The sequence below is a fragment of the Vibrio sp. D401a genome (assembly GCF_030248515.1).
Lineage (GTDB): Bacteria > Pseudomonadota > Gammaproteobacteria > Enterobacterales > Vibrionaceae > Vibrio > Vibrio rotiferianus.
Window position 1 is genome coordinate 187,406 of sequence record NZ_JAHGAI010000046.1, and the last position, 14,528, is coordinate 201,933.

The 14,528-nt window shown below is 44.7% G+C and carries 10 protein-coding genes and 1 pseudogene; 8 read left to right on the forward strand and 3 right to left on the reverse strand.

What is annotated here, in order from left to right; translation table 11 throughout:
• Positions 1-7 precede the first annotated feature (7 nt).
• From KIV41_RS20265 to KIV41_RS20275, 3 genes are read left to right on the forward strand one after another with little or no spacing between them, the layout of a single operon-like run.
• Complete coding sequence (locus KIV41_RS20265; RefSeq protein ID WP_285337569.1) at positions 8-2,260, forward strand: proprotein convertase P-domain-containing protein; 2,253 nt, start codon at positions 8-10, stop codon at positions 2,258-2,260.
• A gap of 25 nt (positions 2,261-2,285) precedes the next feature.
• Positions 2,286-3,719: a DUF1566 domain-containing protein gene (locus tag KIV41_RS20270; RefSeq protein WP_285337570.1), complete on the forward strand. Its 1,434-nt coding sequence runs from the start codon at positions 2,286-2,288 to the stop codon at positions 3,717-3,719.
• A gap of 1 nt (position 3,720) precedes the next feature.
• Positions 3,721-4,290 (forward strand): DUF1566 domain-containing protein, encoded by a 570-nt coding sequence (locus tag KIV41_RS20275; protein WP_045391094.1) that lies wholly within the window; start codon positions 3,721-3,723, stop codon positions 4,288-4,290.
• A gap of 92 nt (positions 4,291-4,382) precedes the next feature.
• On the opposite strand, the gene KIV41_RS20280 is transcribed toward KIV41_RS20275, so the two are convergent.
• The gene (locus KIV41_RS20280; RefSeq protein WP_285337571.1) at positions 4,383-6,026 is read right to left on the reverse strand and encodes a methyl-accepting chemotaxis protein; all 1,644 of its coding nucleotides are present in this window, start codon (positions 6,024-6,026) and stop codon (positions 4,383-4,385) included.
• A 333-nt stretch (positions 6,027-6,359) separates the two neighbouring features.
• Between KIV41_RS20280 and KIV41_RS20285 the strand changes: the two genes are divergently transcribed.
• The 5 genes from KIV41_RS20285 (at position 6,360) to KIV41_RS20305 (ending at position 12,361) form a co-directional block, all read left to right on the forward strand.
• Entirely contained in the window at positions 6,360-7,181 is an 822-nt protein-coding gene (locus tag KIV41_RS20285; RefSeq protein WP_285337572.1) for a phosphate ABC transporter substrate-binding protein, read from the forward strand.
• Between the two features lie 98 nt (positions 7,182-7,279).
• Entirely contained in the window at positions 7,280-8,212 is a 933-nt protein-coding gene (gene pstC, locus KIV41_RS20290) for a phosphate ABC transporter permease subunit PstC (protein WP_009704934.1), read from the forward strand.
• Between the two features lie 22 nt (positions 8,213-8,234).
• Entirely contained in the window at positions 8,235-9,098 is an 864-nt protein-coding gene (gene pstA, locus KIV41_RS20295) for a phosphate ABC transporter permease PstA (RefSeq protein WP_005441059.1), read from the forward strand.
• 60 nt (positions 9,099-9,158) lie between these two features.
• Entirely contained in the window at positions 9,159-9,908 is a 750-nt protein-coding gene (gene pstB, locus KIV41_RS20300) for a phosphate ABC transporter ATP-binding protein PstB (RefSeq protein WP_010451074.1), read from the forward strand.
• Between the two features lie 377 nt (positions 9,909-10,285).
• Positions 10,286-12,361, forward strand: coding sequence for a GGDEF domain-containing protein (locus tag KIV41_RS20305; protein WP_045391103.1), 2,076 nt, complete (start codon positions 10,286-10,288; stop codon positions 12,359-12,361).
• A gap of 186 nt (positions 12,362-12,547) precedes the next feature.
• Here the strand turns inward: KIV41_RS20305 and KIV41_RS20310 are convergent, their stop codons facing one another.
• On the reverse strand, positions 12,548-14,194 hold the full coding sequence (locus KIV41_RS20310) for a BatD family protein (RefSeq protein WP_045391106.1): 1,647 nt from the start codon (positions 14,192-14,194) through the stop codon (positions 12,548-12,550).
• A 4-nt stretch (positions 14,195-14,198) separates the two neighbouring features.
• Positions 14,199-14,528, reverse strand: a pseudogene (locus KIV41_RS20315) (hypothetical protein); the annotation flags it as partial.

Sequence of the window (14,528 nt, forward strand, 5' to 3'; positions counted from 1 at the left end):
TGAAATTATGAAGTTAAAACCATTAGCGCTTTCGCTGCTTTTTGCCTGTGCCCCAGTGGTGCAGGCTGCTGAGTGGGATTACCCCTCAGTGGACTCTGTGGTGAGTAATGAAGCACAGGCGAAAATTTATCTAGACAATCATTACGCACAAGCGGGTGAGTTTAAGTTTCGCTATAAAACACAGTCTCAGCTTGGTGAGCATTACAATTTTGATGTTTGGGTAAACGGTGAATATCAAGCACAGCGTGCCCTCGTAGTAACAACCGATAAAAATCATCACGTTGTGCGAGTGTTTAAGAGCCTTGACGATACGATCATTCGCAACGGTAAACCAACGGTTGCAATGGAATTGGAATCGCCTCGCCAACTGCAAGCACAAGAGCCACCAGCTTTGAGCTCTGGAAGTCTGGTTGATGTTGAGGTTTCTTTATTCAACCCAGATCTTCGCACCATGCAACAGCAAGCGGCACCAGAATCGACGTGGTCAGCACTATCCGATTACCCTCAGCCGATCGAGTACGTCACCAAGTCGATTGAGGTTTTAAAGTCCGGCGGTAAGTTCTATCTCTCTAACCCAAGATTGAAGCAAGTGGATGCGACGGGCTTATTTGCAGCCCCAGCACCTGGTGAATCGCCTGTACTTGATACGTTGGACTTCCTCAGCGCAGAAGGGGTTCAAGCATTTGACAGTGTTGATGAGATGCAAAGCACCGAGTTTGGTGACAATGCGTTCCCACAGTTGATGGCTTTTTATCATCTTGATAGCTCGATCCAATATCTGACAAGCCTGACTTACGACTTGTTTGATGAACCGCTTCGTTTTGATGCTCGCGGTTTATCAAAAGATAACTCTACTTACTATTACGGTCCGAAAGCACTCATGCTGGGTGTCGGTGGTGTTTCTCCGGATGCAGTCGATGCTGATGTCGTGATACACGAGCTTGGGCATGGCATTCATTACCAAATCGTACCGGATTGGGCGTACGGTCACACTGGTGCTATCGCAGAAGGTTTTGCTGATTACTGGGCGGGCAGCGCGAGCTATCGCACTCAATATTTGGATGCTTCGCGTCGTGGTCAAGAATTCGAGTTAGATACGGTGTTCAACTGGGACGGTGTGTTCGGAACACGCAAAACAACTCGTAGCTTATGGAACCAAAGAGCGCGTTACTTCGAGGGCTCAGAGTATCCAGCGCACGTTAGTGTGGGCGGTGAACTAGGCGACGAGCTATGGTCAACGCCACTGTTCCAAGCACTTAAAGCATCGGTTGAGCGATACGGTGATGATACCGATAACGTGTTCCGTGAGTTTGACGCCATTGTTCTTGAAGGCATGTATGGCATTGGTCGCGGCGTGAAAATGCATGACCTTGCGGAATCGACAGTGTTTGCTGCAAGCACCTTGTTCCCTGAGAAAGACTATGCCCAGTTCCTGATGAACAGCTTCAACAAACACAACTTGCTCAAGGCACCATTTCGTGTTCGCTATGACGCTCGATACATCGCACAAGACCAAAATGTGGGAGTTAACCTGAGCCAAACTGGCCGCGAAGCAAGCATTAAAGGGCAATGGCAGCTAAATAACGCATCCGTTTTCGATTTTGATGAAACGCTTTCTGACTCGACCTCAATGAAGATGGCGTTACCAAGCGGTCTGACGTGTGGCACGCAGTTCGACTCTTCTATTTCATTGGATTACCAATTTAGTGAAGGTTTGAAAGCGCGCCAGTGGGAAGAAAATGTGAAGTTAGTTAACGGTACGCCAAAGCTAGACATTCAACCTCAATCAGTGAATACCGTGCTACCGGAGCAAGGCGACAGACTGTTTGCTCAAACGCTATCAGACAAGTCATATACGATTAATGATTCGTTTGCGGTTTACCTGAACATCGAACATGACTCATTGCAGGATTTGCAAGTAGCGCTTATCTCTCCGCAAGGTAAATCAGTGGTGCTACTCAACCATCAATCAAGCAATACCAATGGATTTAAAGGTTACTTTACAGCTCAGTATGATGAGGAGTTACAAGCTCTTGTCGGTCAACCGAGTTGGGGTACTTGGCGTCTTGAAGTGTCTGACCGCGTGTCAGGGAACTCCGGTGTATTGAAGGAGTGGGGTGTGAGTCACTTCGCTCAGTATCAGTGTAGTGCTGATACCACTAAAGGAAGCAGTAGTGGTGGTTCGGGTGGTAGTGGTTCACCTTTAGCCTTGCTAGGGCTGCTTCTGCTTTCAATGGTGAGAGTGATTCGCTCTCGTTAATCAAAATCAAAAGAAGATAAAATCTATGAAGTTTCAATATTCTTTCGTTGCTATGTCACTAGCCCTTGCTGGTTGTGGCGGTGGTTCTGGTGGCGACACATCGGCACCGACATATGATGTGGCTGGCACCGTCGTTTCCGCAGGTACACTTCTTGATACGCCAGTATGTATCGATTTAAACCAAAACTACGTTTGTGATACGAATGAGCCAAGTGCTAAGACGGATAACGCCGGCAAATTTAGCCTAACGTCAAGCGATAAAAATGTATTAACCAGCACTATTCTTGCTCAAGTTGAACAAGGTTCAAATCAAACATTACGAATTGCTGCTCCGGGTCAAAACTTAGCAACGGGCAACACTGTCAATGGTGTAACAACGTTGCTCGCAGGTCTTGTGGTTGACGGTAAAACCGTTACTCAAGCTGAAGAGATCGTGAAAGCGCAACTCACCGATGCCGGCGTTTCTCTGTCTGGTACGGTGATGTCTAACGTACAAGCCAGCGAGCTAGACAAGCTAGAGCAAAACACGGTTGCGCTATTAGCTGCGATGCAACCACAACAAATGACCAAAGGCGTAGCGCTTCTTGCTCAAAGCCTTAGCTTCCAAGGTAAATCGTTGGCCTCTGATCTTCTGTCTGAAGCGGAAGTGAGTGCATTTGCTGAAGAGATTGCAGTGGTTGCTGAACAAACTGTCGGCAGCAACGATACTGGTGTAGTGCTTCACTTTGCAGATGGCGATACAGATGTAGCAGAAGTGCAAACGTCTTACCCAGGTCAAGATGCGGAATACGGTTTCGACAAAGAGGACAAACAAAGGTCTACAGGCGCTGGCTTTAAGTTCGTTAAGCTAGATGCACAAGGTGCTGCTTTAGCTGCAGATGCGACTGAGTGGGCTTGTACTATGGATGAGCGTACTGGCCTTATTTGGGAAAATAAGAGTGCAGACTCGAGTTCAGTTCAATTTAAAGATCGTACATTTGTGTTTGAATCAGCAACATTCAAACCATACTACGAAGATCTGGATGTAGTTGGTTGTGTGGATGCAGCTGATGATATCTGTTCAACAAGCCAATATGTTGAACATATCAACAAGCAATCTCTATGTGGTATTAGTGACTGGCGCCTACCAACATACCAAGAGTTCTATGATGTTCTCGACTTAGGTGAGACAGAGAAAGATGCCAAAGGCAATGTCTATGGTATGACGACAGCTTACTTCCCTCAACAGGGCAAGGGCAGCCCAGATGTTGAATCAGGTGCTATTTGGCTAAGTGATTTCACATTTAACAATTACTCTAGTTTTAACTACGAAGGTGCGCTTCAGTTTGCAGTAGTTGCAACTAAAGGCGCTGACCGTGGCTACGTTAGCTTTGTTGAAATTTATTCAGACAAGGTGGAGCGTGACACAGGCACGTCATACCAATTCCCAATCCGTCTAGTAGCAGTAAAGGGCCAATAAGATGAAGAAATTAATGACCGCGCTATCTCTTGTTTTGGCTTCTCAAGTGGCGATGGCTGCACAAGAGTGTTCAACTGACTTCGGCAAAACTGCACCAAACTCTCGTTATACATACTCTGATAACGGCACTGTGACTGACCTTAAGACAGGGCTTGCTTGGATGCGCTGTCCTGTAGGTACCACCTGGAACGCAGCAAACGAAGCTTGTGATGGTGATGCGACCAAAATGACTTGGCAACTTGCACTAATGACAGCTGACCAAATTCGTAATGAATCGGGTAATCACGTGTTGCATGGCTTTGCGGGTAAGCAAAACTGGCGCTTACCAAACATTAAAGAGTTGGTGGCACTGACAGAGCGTGCTTGTCATAGCCCCGCTATGAATGGCACCGCATTTGCAAGTGGCTACACGGTAGAGGTGGGGGATTACGCTGCTTATATCTGGAGTAATACGCCAAACGGAGATGGTTCAAATGTGATGGTGTTTGATTCATTCAATGGTGAGGTTTACAACTGGAACCCAGCAGAGCCAACTAACACTTTCTCAGTTCTGTTGGTGACTGACGAATAATAATCACGTGATTGATTACCTAGTCCTGTTATCAAAAAGCTCCGCAGATGCGGAGCTTTTCTTTTTTGAATGTATTGTGTTGAGCAGAATGTTTAAACTTGGAACTGCTTAAGTTGGTGCTTTTGATTTTCAGCCAAGCCTGACAACTCCTGCGCTGCAGCGGCAGATTGAGTGATGCCAGTGACGTTCTGACTCACTAATTCATAGATGGTGCTCAGGTTATTGTTAATGTCTGACGTGACTTGTTTTTGCTCTTCAGATGCCGTAGCTACTTGCGTATTAATTCCGTTCAGGTTTTCAATAGCATGCTGAATGTCGTTTAGCGACTGATTTACTGAACTTGCTAGCACTTGATTATCGTTCAGTAGCTCAAGGCTTGAGTTCATGCTCTCGTTCGCTTGTCCCGACTGTTGCTGCAGCTCCTCAATTATTACTTGGATCTCTTTGGTCGACTCTTGCGTTCTTGCCGCAAGCATTCGAACTTCGTCGGCAACAACCGCAAATCCACGACCGCTCTCACCTGCACGAGCAGCTTCAATTGCTGCGTTTAACGCTAGTAGGTTGGTTTGTTCAGAGATACTTTCAATGACTTCAATTACTTTGCCAATTTGTTCTGATTGGTCTTTGAGTGAGGTCACAACGGTGGCTGCATCGTTAAGTTGTTGCGCCATTTTTTCACTAGCTTGAGTACTCTCTGCAAACATAGATAAGCTTTTAGCTGTGATATCACTTGCTTCGACAGCGGCATTGTCAGCTTGCTGAGCGTTCGATGACACCTCTGCAGCAGTTGATTCTAACTGATTGACTGCTGAAGCGACTTGCTCGACTTCTAGTTTCTCTTGATCTGAGTTAGCACTGCTTTGCGTCATTACGGTTGCAAGTTCGGTAGATGCTGATGCGACATCCTCACTGATTCTAACTAGTGAACCAACTGTGCCACGAAGTTGTTGGATAGTTTGGTTTACGTCATGTGCCAGTTGTGACACTTCATTTTTGCCTACCTCTTCTGCTTCTACCTGTAAATTGCCTTTTGCAACCTCCTTCATGGTTTGCTGAAGACGACGGATAGGTGAAACAATGGCGTTTGCAAGTAACCAACTGATTACAGATGCAGCAATCAGAATGATCGCGAGCGCCACGATGCTCAAATTTAGCGTAGATGAGTGCATTTGACCGTTAAGCTCAACTTCTTGAGAGACGATTAGATTGAGCTTTTGGGACAAGTTATCGATCGCACCAATCATCGCATCGCCAGCAACACGATAGGCTGCCATTGCGTTATTATATTCCTGATCAAAATTCGGTGGTGCGTAGCTAGCATTGTGCTTTGTTTGTAGCAGAGGAGTCATGGTGTTGCGGGTAAAGTCAACGTAATGATTCATCGCTTTTTTCATGGCTTTAACGTCATCTTTGATGCCGCTTAGTTGGCTGATCGAGTTCAAAAATAGTTCGTTCTGATTCTGACGTTGGGCGAGATCTTGATTCAATGTTTTTAGATCATCCGCTCTGAATAAACTGTAGATCGCCTTAATACGCATAGCATAAGTATTATCCACAATAGAACTAAGTTCTTCTTTATGAACGATTAAGTTATTGGTTGATGATGTGACTTTATCAAAAGCGTGTTCAAGCTTACTGATCCCGGTTGTTAGACCAATAACGAGCAATATGATTGTGAAAACAACAGGTGTGAGTACTTGCTGTTTGATGGAAAGCGCGCTGAGTAATTGACGCATGTGTGACCCTCAATAGACAAATAATAATTATCGTTTTAATAAATTAAACTTGATGAGTTTAATGAAGAAAGCCGTCAATTCAATCAGTTATGGTAGTCAAATTGTTATGAGATATATCAAATATGTGTTGGTTAAACGAAGCAAGTTTATAGAATGAGAGGTGAGCCAGTTAGAAAAGTTTTATTTTTAACCAGTAGGCGTAAAAATAAGCAGATGACTTAACGTGTCATAGATGCTTCAACTAAGTGAAACACAACTGTCATATTCAAATTCTAAAGTGAGCACCGTTCAAGTGAAACACAACGGCAATAAAGCCACTTAAAGGAAATTGTGATGAAAAAGACAGTAATCGGTGCAATCGCACTTCTAGGCGCAATGGCAGTGACTTCTGTTTCTGCTAAAGAAACTATCTCTGCAGTGGGTTCTAGCAGCGTAACTCCACTGATGGAAGTTTTCTCTGAAACATACATGAAGACAAACCCGAATGTATTTATCGAAGTTCAAGGCCCGGGTTCATCAGCGGGTGTTAAAGCAGCGAAGAACGGTTCTGCTGACCTAGGTATGTCTTCTCGTAACCTAAAAGATTCTGAAAAAGAGCCAACGCTAAAAGAAGAAGCAGTTGCTCTAGACGGTATCGCAGTTGTTGTAAACCCAAAAAACAAGCTTTCTGGCCTAACTGCTGAACAAGTTACCGCAATCTACAAAGGCGAAGTAACAAACTGGAAAGACGTTGGCGGTGCAGACAAGCCAATCGTTGCAATCACTCGTGATACGGCTTCTGGTACTCGTGGTGCATTCGAAGACATCATGAAGCTAAAAATGAAAATTTCTGGTAAGAAAGTATCGGCAATCTCTCAGCGTGCTCAAGTTGCTAACGGTAACGGCGCATTGAAGACAATGGTTGCTTCTAACCCATACGCAATCGGCTACATCTCTCTAGGTACAGTCGATGGCTCTGTAAACGCTCTTCCAATTGATGGCATCCAAGCTTCTGTAGACAACGTGAAGAACGGTTCTTATAAAGTTGCTCGTCCATTCCTTGTTCTTTACAAGGAAGGCAAGCCATCAGCTGAAACTCAAAAATTCCTAGACTGGATGCTAACTGAAGAAGCGCAAGCGCTAGTTGACCAAAAAGGCTACATCTCAGTTAACTAATCCCATCGGGGCTCTAAAGTTTGCTCAGCCCACCTTTTCGGGCTGAGCCTTTTCTATCCATTGTGTTCGACGCCATTGCCAAGAACCGTGAGATTTTTATGACCATCGCAACAAATAGTGAAAAGCTTATGACTACTGACGCTAAAGCGATCAGCAAGCCAGGCCTACGCGAAAAACGCCGCGTTGACTGGAAAGAGCGCATCTTCCACGGCTTGTTCCTAACGAGTGCTGTAATCGGCATCGTATCATTAGCAGTAATCGCATACTTCATCGTTCGAGAGAGTATCCCAGCATTCCAAGAAGCGGGTGTCTCGGGCATTGTTCTAGGCCAAAACTGGCTACCACCGGCACTGTACGGTGTTGCAACCATGATTGTTGCTTCTATCGTTTCGACAGCAGGCGCTGTTTTAGTGGGTGTTCCAGTTGGTGTCTTAACCGCTATCTTCATCGCTGAAATCGCACCAAAGCGTTTAGCTGACATCATCCGCCCTGCGGTTGAGCTGCTAGCCGGTATTCCTTCGGTGGTTTACGGTTTCTTTGGTCTGGTTATTATCGTGCCATTGATTCAGAACGTATTTGATGTACCAGCAGGTAACACTATCTTGGCCGGTATCATTGTTCTTGGTGTGATGATTCTACCAACGGTAATTACGGTATCTGAAACTTCTATCCGCGCTGTTCCTCGTACGTACAAAGAAGGTTCTTTGGCACTGGGCGCATCGAAAATCTACACCATCTTTAAATTGCTCGTTCCAGCGGCTCGCTCAGGCATCATGACAGGTGTGATTCTGGGTATCGGTCGTGCGTTGGGTGAGACTATGGCGATCATCATGGTAATGGGTAACGCACCGGCAATGCCTGAAGGCATCCTTGATTCGGCTCGTACGTTAACCGCAAACATCGCTATTGAAATGTCTTACGCAAGTGGTGTTCACGCGAACGCACTTTACGCTACAGGTGTGGTACTTCTGGTCTTCATCATGTCGTTGAACGCTGTACTACTGTACCTAAACCGAGAAAAAGCGAAGTAATCGCTCGTTAAAGGTGACTATTATGGATCGCGCAAAACTGAAAAAAGCACGCCAGTTCAAAGATAATGTCTTTAACGCATTTGTCTGGATCTCGGCAGCACTGACGGTAGGTTTCTTGTTCTGGATTATCTGGTACATCCTATCAAACGGTCTACAACACGTAGATTGGAACTTCATTACTGATAACTACACGCGCACAGGTGAAGAGCACGGTATCTTCCCAATGATTGTGGCGACTATTTACATGGTTATCGCATCTATCGCAGTGGCAGCGCCACTCGGTATCATGACGGCAATCTACTTGACTGAATACGCGAAAGTGGGCAGTCGTTTGGTGAAAATCATCCGATTCTGTACTGAGTCATTGGCAGGTATCCCGTCGATCATCTTCGGCCTGTTCGGTATGACTTTCTTCGTGGCGATTCTTGGCCTTGGCTTCTCGATTCTGTCGGGTGCATTGACGCTAAGTATCCTAATCCTGCCAGTTATCATCCGTACTACGGAAGAAGCGTTGATGGCAGTACCACAAACGTACCGTGAAGGCTCATACGGCCTGGGTGCATCTAAGATTTACACTATCTGGCGTTTGATTCTTCCGAGCGCAATGCCAGGTATCTTAACCTCGGTCATTCTAAGTATTGGTCGTGTCATTGGTGAGTCTGCTCCAGTATTCCTGACAGCAGGTATGGTTGCACGTATTCCAGATTCTTTATTGGATTCAGGTCGTACGCTAACCGTTCACCTATACAAACTGACTACCGAACTGTTTACCATTGAAGAATGGAATCAGGCTTACGGTACCGCGACAGTTCTGATTGTTGTTGTTCTACTAATCAACATGTTTACAAAACTGATTGCACGACGTTTTAACACCGCAACTTACTAACAAAACGAATTAAGAACGCACGTTAAAAGACACGAATTCAAGATTTAAGAGATTAAGACAATGAACAAGTTTGATATTGAAAACCTAGACCTGTTTTACGGTGACAACCAAGCACTGAAATCAATCAACCTGCCTATTCCAGTTCGCCAAGTGACGGCGCTTATAGGCCCGTCTGGTTGTGGTAAATCAACACTACTACGTTGTTTGAACCGCATGAATGATCTAATCGAAGGCGTAAAGATCACGGGTAAGCTGTCAATGGATGGCGAAGACATTTACGGCAACATTGACGTTGCTGACCTTCGCATCAAGGTTGGCATGGTATTCCAAAAGCCAAACCCATTCCCGATGAGCATCTACGAGAACGTGGCTTACGGTCTGCGCGCTCAAGGCATCAAAGATAAGAAGCACATTGATGAAGTGGTTGAGAGTTCACTTCGCGGCGCAGCGCTTTGGGACGAAGTGAAAGACCGTCTTAAGTCACATGCATTTGGTCTATCTGGTGGTCAACAGCAACGTTTATGTATCGCACGTACCATTGCGATGGAACCTGATGTGATTCTGATGGATGAACCTACATCGGCACTTGACCCAATTGCAACACACAAAATCGAAGAATTGATGGAAGAGCTGAAGAAGAACTACACCATCGTTATCGTGACTCACTCAATGCAACAGGCGCGTCGTATCTCAGACCGCACTGCATTTTTCCTAATGGGTGAACTGGTTGAGCACGATGACACTCAAGTGATCTTTAGTGAACCAAAAGACGACCGCACTCAAGGTTATGTAAACGGTGATTTTGGTTAATTTATTACCCATGCTGGTATGTAAAAAATAACTATAAGCGATGGTACTTTTGCCCCTCTTTAAGAGGGGCTTTTTTATTTTTGGCTAGATTTTGAGGCTATTTTTATGGAGTTTTCTAGAGTGTTTTATAAAATGAAAACTTGCACGTTATGTAACCTAGATGAAACATATGTCTAAAAATGTTGAAAGGTTCTCGATTGTGATATTAAGTCCATTTTTTTTGCGAAAGACTTAACAGCTCAACTTTGACTCCATTGATTGCATATCACCGTACGGTTAGTTTTTTGTTGAAAAGAAAAAAGTAAGCAGGCTGGGTTGATAAGGTGAATCTAAAAAGTTTTATAAGAAAAGTCTCTGCTACGCGAGATCACAGGCTTTTGGCTGAAGCCATTTTTGAATACATACAGAACCTCATTTCTCCTCAGGCCATCGTTATATTCGACGACCCGCTTACAAAGCCATCGGATAATATTCGATTCTCGATAGGAGAAATCAGTCCGCTTGCAAACTACCCTTCAGATTTTTGGACTTGGGCCGAACAGTTTGATACATCGGAGAGTCTTATTCCTTTAGCTATTAACACTTGCAGTTGGTCTTTTGTCGAAGACCACGGTGGAGATAGTTACATAATGATGCTCGATAATGCGCCACTAAAACGAACTTACTTATTGATTCAAGGGGTAAAGTCTGGAACTGCGCATAATATCTACGAAGAAAGTTATGATGTCATGCAACTCGCGGCTTCACGCTGGCAGTGTATTCGGGCTGAGAAAAATGCATCGTTAGAAGTTAAAAATCGAGATATACGTGAAGCTCAATATGTCGATGAGATAAATCAGCGCGAGCGATTTATTGACAATATGAAGCTCGTGCAGCAAGTAGCACTCGATATCTCTAACCCAGATTCCCTGAAAGAACTTTACTTAAAAGCGGTTGAAGCACTTCGAGTGAGGTTAGGTTTTGATCGTTCAACCTTGATGTTGCTCGATATGAAAAAGCGCAGCTTTAGTGGTACGTATGGTACCAATGAGCACTGTAAAACTGTTGATGAATTTCACACTCAATATGACCTTCACCAGTTGGGGGAAGAGTACATTGCTGCACTATCAGGTACTGAGCGAAATCTAGTCATCGTGGAAGACACTCCAATATATACGGCAGGTAAAGTGGTTGGGCAAGGCTGGAATGCAATGCTTATCCTGCGTGATGGAAACGAGCCTTTTGGATGGTTTGCTCTTGATAATTTTATTCACCGCAAACCCATTACTGCCTATCAAAAACAGATGCTTGAATCTTTTGGTTCGTTGTTTTCTCAAATTTACATTAGAAAGCGTCAAGAGCAGAACGTCCGCATGCTGCATTCAAGCATGGTAGAACTGTCTCGCTGCACAACGGTCAGTGATGTGTGTAAATCTGCAGTGACTTTTGCCATTCAAAATCTAGGTATTGATCGGATGGCAGTTTTCTTAACAGATGAAAGCTGTTCTTACATGCAGGGCACTTGGGGAACTGATATCCAAGGTAATGTGGTCGATGAATCTTATTTTTTTGGTGAAACTCAAGATTTCTCGTTGATTAACCTCGCTCGATCGATGCCAAATGAAGTTGCTTTTGAGGAGTCTGTTCCCATTTATCATGACTGCAATATTGTTGGCTTTGGTTGGGCGGCAATGACGGTTCTGACTTCGAATAGCAGTGGTCCGATAGCCTTTATTTCTGTCGATAACCTCCTTACTCGGGCGCCATTGACTTCACAGCTTCGAGAAGTTATCCGAATGTTTGCCTCAAGTCTTGCTGAAGTACTGCAACGTACTCAAGCCCAAGAAGCGATTAGAGAGCTAAATGAGAACCTAGAGCTAGAAGTTAAAAACAGAACCAAAGAATTAGAGGAAGCGAACCGTCAGCTCGAGATTTTGTCCAAACTTGATCCCCTGACTCGATTAGGTAACCGAAGGATGCTGGAGCATGTTATGGAAAAATACTGTTCCGTTGATACCGAAGAGTATATGAGTTTTGGTGTCATTCTATTGGATATTGACCATTTTGGTTTGTTTAATAACCATTATGGTCATCTAGAGGGCGATATAGCATTAATTCGAATTGGCAATATTCTCGAGCATCACACACACAATGAAGATGAAGTATTTTGTCGCATTGGTGGTGAGGAGTTTGTCTTACTAATGGTTGGTGCAGGATCGGAAAGAGTTGCTAATCGAGCTGAGTGTATTCGAAAGTGTATTGAAGATGAAAACATTCGTCATGCCCACAATCCTGAAGGAGAGTATTTGACGGTTTCTATAGGTTATTCTTGTTCAAAAAGCGTATGTCGAGAATTCAATTTTGATCGTTTATATCAGTTGGCGGACCAAGCTTTGTATGAGGCCAAGCATAACGGTCGAAATTGTGTAAAAGGTGTTGATGAGCAGGCGACCAGTCAAATCGGTGCGAGTTAGTACTATTTCGCTATGAACCAGCTGCTGCAAAATAACCTGATTGTAGCTTCTGTACATATTGAAAGCCCTGTCTTGTTATCAAGTGTATTGCTGTTTCTAAATCAGATTCATAACTTATTGTAATTAGAATAAAAATGGCAGCTCGATGTGAGCTGCCATTTGTCGTCTTAGCATTGAAAGAACTCACTAGAGCTTTTCTAGCTGGTGGCTAGGCTTGCTTTTCTTCTCTTTAGCCAGTTGTTTGACCTTGGCGATCAGAGAATTAGGTCGCCATTCCTGCTGAGTTGAACTAAAGCGAGAGTGATTCATCACATTCAGCTCTTCTTTCACGGCTCTCACTGCTTCAGAGTCATTGCTGAGATGGTGAGTGTTTAAGTAGTCGTTAACTGCTCTTTCAATCTTGACGCTGTCACCTTGTTTGATGATGTTTTCTAGATCTTGCAATGATGAGCTGTGAGTCGACGTCTCAACTTTTTCTGCCTTTGGCGATCCGCGTTGCTTCCAAAGTCCAAACGCAATCGCTGATGAGACAAGCCACAGCAAACCAAATACGAATGTCAGCGTTTTCCAGATAGAATCCACACCACCTTGAACCACAGGGGCAGGCTTTATCGCTGGTTGTGCTGGTAACGCACTTTCTGGCAGCGTGATTAAGCCACTGTCACTTTTCTCTACCTTTAGCTTTAACGCTGAAATGTCGGCTTTTCTCGCTTGGTCACGGTTACTGTCCCACCAATTTAGGCTGTAGCCCGGCAGGGTGAGATCCCCGGCTTCTGTGGGAATCAAAACCTGCTTCACTGTCATGGTGACAGTGCCATCACGCGATGTCTCGAACTGAGGTTGTTCAGGATAAACACGCAGTGTACTTGGGTAGACAATACCAATACGAGGTAGATATTCCGCTTGTGTACCACGAGCTCGAATACGAATCGTACGAGTAATTGAAGATCCTTGTTTCACTGTGCTGACAGCATTTGCTGATAGCGGATTGCCTTGCTCATCTTGCCAGCTTTGCGTCAATTCTAAAGCAGAAGCTGGCAGCCAGTTACCTTTAAAGTCTTTAGGAATCGGCTTTACAGTAATCGGCATTTGCTCAGTTTTAGTATTGATTGGCATGATCTTGGTTGAGCCAGTTAGGCTGTCACCATAGATGTAAGACCCCGTCAATTTAGGACCATTTAGCGTGTAGGTGCCAGGTTGCTCAGCTGTAATGCGAAAAGCTTGCTCTACGACCGTCACTTCCAAGCCATCAATGATGCGTTGTGCCTGCTTCATGTCACTGGCTGGCTCAATTTTCATCCCATCAATGCTTGGCGGCACGACTTGTGGGTTATCCAAACGACGAGGGTCGACTTTGATCGCCAACTGCATGCGAAGTGTCGCTGACTGCTGCGGGTACAAAGTATGGCTATCCACGCTCATGTTGAAGCTAAACAAATCGTCTAGATTCGGCTCACCTTTGTCTTTTGTCACACGCAGCTTGATTGGCTCGGTTTTCATCCCATCTGCAGAAAAGCTCGGTATGGTGACGACGCCTTCTTTCATCGGTGCAATCGAGATGCTCCATTCTGTGCGAACGGTTTTGTGGCCGTTAATGTTGTTACTAGAACGGCCGTAGCGAGGTTGTCCTAAAAAGAAGTCCTGTTTCAATGCATCGAAGTCAATCGCATCTGAGCCAAGCTCGGTATCTGCCATGATCCTTAGGTTGATCACTTCGTTCTTCGCCACCTGAGTTTTGTTTACACTAGCTTGTAGGGTTTGTGCAAAAACCGAAAAGCTAGTCAGTAGGCTGGCCATCAGAACAAAGACCAGTTTTGCGCCTTTTTTCATCATGGACTTACCACTCCTTATTAGATTGTTGTGGACGTTGTTTTTGTTGAGCTTGAAGCTGCATTTGAGCTCGAATCAAGAAACTAGGGTCACGCGCGCTTTCTACCGCTTCTAAACGACGGAACTCAGGATCGTCCTGAGGCGTTTTCTCTGGCTGAGCTTGAGCCTGCATAGGTTCACCTTTTTGCTCGCCTTGTTTCTCTTCTTCTTGTTTAGCTTTTTGTCGCTCAGCTTTCTGATTTTCTTGTTTATTTTCAGGTTCTTGCTGGTTTTGTGACTGTTGCCCTTGCTCTTGTTTAGCGTCACTCTGAGACTTTTGTTGCTGCTGTTGCTGCTG

Coding starts and splice junctions, on each gene's coding strand:
- KIV41_RS20270 (WP_285337570.1), top strand. CDS start 2,286: ATGAAGTTTCAATATTCTTTCGTTGCTATGTCACTAGCCCTTGCTGGT.
- KIV41_RS20275 (WP_045391094.1), top strand. CDS start 3,721: ATGAAGAAATTAATGACCGCGCTATCTCTTGTTTTGGCTTCTCAAGTG.
- pstC (WP_009704934.1), top strand. CDS start 7,280: ATGACCATCGCAACAAATAGTGAAAAGCTTATGACTACTGACGCTAAA.
- KIV41_RS20310 (WP_045391106.1), bottom strand. CDS start 14,194: ATGATGAAAAAAGGCGCAAAACTGGTCTTTGTTCTGATGGCCAGCCTA.
- KIV41_RS20285 (WP_285337572.1), top strand. CDS start 6,360: ATGAAAAAGACAGTAATCGGTGCAATCGCACTTCTAGGCGCAATGGCA.
- KIV41_RS20280 (WP_285337571.1), bottom strand. CDS start 6,026: ATGCGTCAATTACTCAGCGCGCTTTCCATCAAACAGCAAGTACTCACA.
- pstB (WP_010451074.1), top strand. CDS start 9,159: ATGAACAAGTTTGATATTGAAAACCTAGACCTGTTTTACGGTGACAAC.
- pstA (WP_005441059.1), top strand. CDS start 8,235: ATGGATCGCGCAAAACTGAAAAAAGCACGCCAGTTCAAAGATAATGTC.
- KIV41_RS20265 (WP_285337569.1), top strand. CDS start 8: ATGAAGTTAAAACCATTAGCGCTTTCGCTGCTTTTTGCCTGTGCCCCA.